We start from the raw sequence: 4,088 nt of genomic DNA on the forward strand, positions 1-4,088 counted from the left end.
GTGAGAGGGTTCACCGCAAGACCATCACAATACAGAAAGGGATTTGTAGCCGTTGTGAGTAGACGACTTTTAATCGTAGAGGACGATCCTGGCCTGCAGAGCCAAATGCGCTGGTGTTTCAGCGAGGATCTGGAAGTAACCGTGGCCGCAGACCGGGAGACCGCCCTCGCGGCCCTGCGACGAAACGAACCGGACGTTGTCACCCTGGATCTGGGCCTGCCCCCCGATCCCGGTGGCGCGTCGGAAGGCTTCCTGCTCCTGGACGACATTCTCCGGCTTGCGCCCATGACCAAAATCATCGTGGTCACCGGCCGTGAGGATAAGGAAAACGCCGTCAAGGCCATTGGCATGGGCGCCAGCGACTTCTACCAGAAGCCCCTGGATGCCGATATCCTCACCTTCGTGGTCAACCGCGCCTTCCGGCTCGCAGAACTGGAGCGGGACAACCGCGAACTGGCCCGCCAGCGTAATGGCACCAGTATCAAAGGCATTGTTGCCGCCAGCCCGCAGATGCTCACCATCTGCCGCACCCTGGAAAAAGTCGCGCCCACGGATGTAACAACCCTGATCACCGGCGAGACCGGCACCGGCAAGGAACTGCTCGCCCGCGCCCTGCACGACCTGAGCCACCGATCAGAAAAGCCGTTTGCGGCGATCAACTGTGCCGCCATCCCCGAAAACCTCCTGGAAAGCGAACTGTTCGGCTTCGAGAAAGGCTCTTTCACCGGCGCCACCCAGAGCAAAAAGGGGAAAATTGAAAACGCCAACGGCGGCACCCTGTTCCTGGATGAAATCGGCGACATGCCCATGCCCCTGCAAGCCAAGTTACTGCGCTTCCTGCAGGAACGGGTGGTAGACCGGGTCGGCTCGGTGAAACCGGTTGCCGTAGACGTGCGGGTTGTGTGCGCCACCCACCGTGACGTGCAGGATCTCATCAACCAGGGCACCTTTCGGGAAGACCTCTACTACCGCATCAGCGAAATCACCCTGGACGTACCCGCCCTGCGGGAGCGAGAAGGCGATGCCCTGGTAATCGCGCAATCGCTGCTGAAGTCCCTGGGCAATCAGATGGACCGCGCCAACCTCGCCTTCACCGAAGACGCCATCAAGGCCATCAAGAACCACCCCTGGCCCGGCAACGTGCGGGAAATGATCAACAAGGTGAAGCGGGCCACCATCATGGCCGATGGCAAACGGGTGACCGCGGCCGACCTGGAGCTCAACTGCGACCAGGAAGGCTCTGAAAGCCAGCTGAACCTGCGGCAGGTGCGTGAAAATGCGGAACGGGCGGCCATCATACAGGCACTTCAGTCCTGTGGTTACAATATGGCCCAGGCCTCACGCCTGCTGGGCGTCACCCGGCCGACGCTTTATAACCTGACCGACAAATACCGTATAGAGACATCTGCTGAATCACCAAGTGCCTGAGTAGCAGGCAGGGAATCCATAACAATACCCAGAAAGGAAAGGAAAAGGGCCATGAGACCAGTATCCGCAGTACGCGCCACCCTTCTTTCAATTGCCATTTCGCTGGCCCTTGCAGGCTGCAGCGGCGACAACGATGAAATGAGCCAGGACGAAATCCAGTACCTCAGCCACCTGGACCAGTCGCGCTTTTTCCAGCGCCAGGGTGAGCTCAAGGCCAGCACGCTGGAGGCGCGTAGCGCCATAGAGATGCAGCCGGAGCGCATCGAGCCCTACCTGATCATCATCAATAACCTGCTGACCGCCGGTGATGCCCGCAATGCCGAGCGCCAGCTTGACCAGCTGCTTGCAGACATCGGTGAAGAGTCCATCAGCCAACAAAGTCTCAACGATGCAGCGCTGATACGCGCTGAGGCCCGGCTGATGCAGCAGGAATACGACGAGGCCCTGGCTGCCCTGGAAGCCCTGGAAGAGCCGGACCGGATGCACGAACTGGAAGCCAGCCTGCTCAGGGGCGACATCCACCTTGCCGCCAACCGCCCCGAAGAGGCTGCGGACGCCTATGCTGCTGCCCGGGATACCAATTCGGGAGCCGTGCGGCCCCTCATTGGCCTTGCGCAAGTTGCCTTCAGCCAAAACGATCCGGAACAGGGCAATGAGTACATCGCCCAGGCCGAAGAACTGGACCAGGATCACGTGGACCTGTGGCTACTCAAAGCGCGAACCGCCCACGCCAACGAGCAATGGGCCGATGCGGAACAGGCTTACATCAACGCACTGGAAACAATTGGCCAGTACGACCTGATGACCTTTCAGAAATTCCGCACCATGTCCGACCTGATTGACGTCCTCAGGCAACAGGGCAAATCCTCGGAGGCCTTCGTCTACGAGGAGATTCTGTCCAAGTCAGCACCGGGCATGCTGAGAAGCAACATGATTGCCGCACAAGAGGCATTTGACGAAGGCGACCTGAACAATGCCGCGCGGTATCTTGAGGAGGTACTCACCCAGTCACCACAGAACGAGCAGGCCGCCATGATGCTGGGTCTGATTCGTTTCCGGCAGGGCCGCGTCGAAGAGGCCGAGACACTCCTCGCGCCGGTTGCCGCCCTGGATGAGTCTGAACAGGCTAACCGGCTGCTGGCCGCCACACGCCTGCGAATGAGGGATGCGGAAGGCGCGCGGGAAATTCTTGAACAGATTGATGACAAGGATTCGGACCCGGCCACCCTGGCCCTCGTAGGCATCGCCTCACTGGCAAGCGGGGACATCGAAAGCGGCGAACAATTCATCGAAAAATCCCTTGAGCTTAACCCCGACAACAACGCTCTGAGGCTCAGGTACGCGGATTATCACATCCAGCGGGGGAACGCCGACCGAGCGGTGGCGCTGGCACGGGAGGCCATGGACAGGGATTCGGGCTCCGCACCCGCCAGGCAGATGCTGATCAGAGCTCAGCTGGCAGCCGGAAACCCGGAAGCGGCCACTGAAACCGCCAATAACTGGCTGGAAGCCGAACCGGACAGCGTCCAGGCACTGATGGTGCGCGGCAATCTTGAGCAACAACTGGAAAACCCGGAGCGGGCCGCCCAGTTCTATGAACAGGCCTCCGCCGCCGAGCCGGAGAACGCCGTTCCATTGATTGCCCTCGGCAGACTGGCGCAAACCAGAGACGACACGGAACAGGCACAAAGCCTGTACACCGAGGCTTTACGCCTGTCACCGGATAACCGTCAGGCCCTGCAGCGCCTGGCGGCAATTCTCCCGCGCGATGATATGGAAACTCTGATGGAGGAGCTCCATGAGACCCACCCGGAAGCCGTGGGGCCAAGGCTGATTTTACTTGAATCGGCACTGATCAATGAGGACCAGGCACGTGCGGACGAACTCACCGCCAGCCTCACCGAGCGCGAGGACGAAGACACGCCGGCGCCCGCCGAGCGGCTGGTGGCCAACGTATACAACGGCATCGCCACGCAACTCGCTCAGCGCGGCCGTACCGAACAGGCAACCGAGGTACTGGCCAGAGCGCGGGCACTGTTTCCGGCCCATGAAGAAATCGGGCTCCAGGCCGCGGCACTGGCATTCAGGCAGGATGACATCAGCGAGGCCCGCAACATACTCAGCGACGTCAAGCAGGCCCACCCCGAGTCCTCATCGCCGTTTATCGTAGAGGCCCGGTATTTTGAGAGCCAACAGGAGTACACAGAAGCTTCGGAGCTCTACCAGCTTGCCCTGGAAAAAGACCCGGACAACACCGGATTGATGATGACACTCGCTTCCCTGCATCAGAGCAACAACAAAACGGAAGAGGCGGTGGTTCTGTATGAGAAACTGGTCGAAATGGAACCCGACAACGTGGCCGCCCTGAATAACCTGGCATGGATCTATCAGGAAAACGAAAACCCCGGAGCCCTGGCGCTGGCTGAAAAAGCCTATGAATTGAGCCCGGAGAGCGCCGCCGTGGCCGACACCTACGGCTGGATTTTACTGAAAAACGGGGAGCACGCAGAAAGCCTCGAATTACTGGAAAAGGCCCACAGCCTGGCACCCGACTCTGAAGAAATTGCCCGGCATCTGGCGGAAGCCTACCGTGCCAATGGCCGTGATGCAGAGGCGGAGCGCCTGCTGGAGGATTCCGGAAACGAAAGCTGAACACCGAA

2 protein-coding genes are annotated in these 4,088 nt (G+C 60.1%); both read left to right on the forward strand.

The window, feature by feature from the left end:
* The first annotated feature begins 54 nt into the window (after nt 1-54).
* On the forward strand, nt 55-1,428 hold the full coding sequence (gene prsR / locus ACESMB_RS14880) for a PEP-CTERM-box response regulator transcription factor (RefSeq protein WP_372971972.1): 1,374 nt from the start codon (nt 55-57) through the stop codon (nt 1,426-1,428).
* 51 nt (nt 1,429-1,479) lie between these two features.
* On the forward strand, nt 1,480-4,080 hold the full coding sequence (locus ACESMB_RS14885; RefSeq protein ID WP_372971973.1) for a tetratricopeptide repeat protein: 2,601 nt from the start codon (nt 1,480-1,482) through the stop codon (nt 4,078-4,080).
* Nucleotides 4,081-4,088 lie beyond the last annotated feature (8 nt).

This window comes from Marinobacter sp. (assembly GCF_041686475.1).
Classification (GTDB): domain Bacteria; phylum Pseudomonadota; class Gammaproteobacteria; order Pseudomonadales; family Oleiphilaceae; genus Marinobacter.

Bases quoted from the DNA above. Each gene is read 5' to 3' on its own strand.
- ACESMB_RS14885 (WP_372971973.1), top strand. From the start codon at position 1,480: ATGAGACCAGTATCCGCAGTACGCGCCACCCTTCTTTCAATTGCCATT.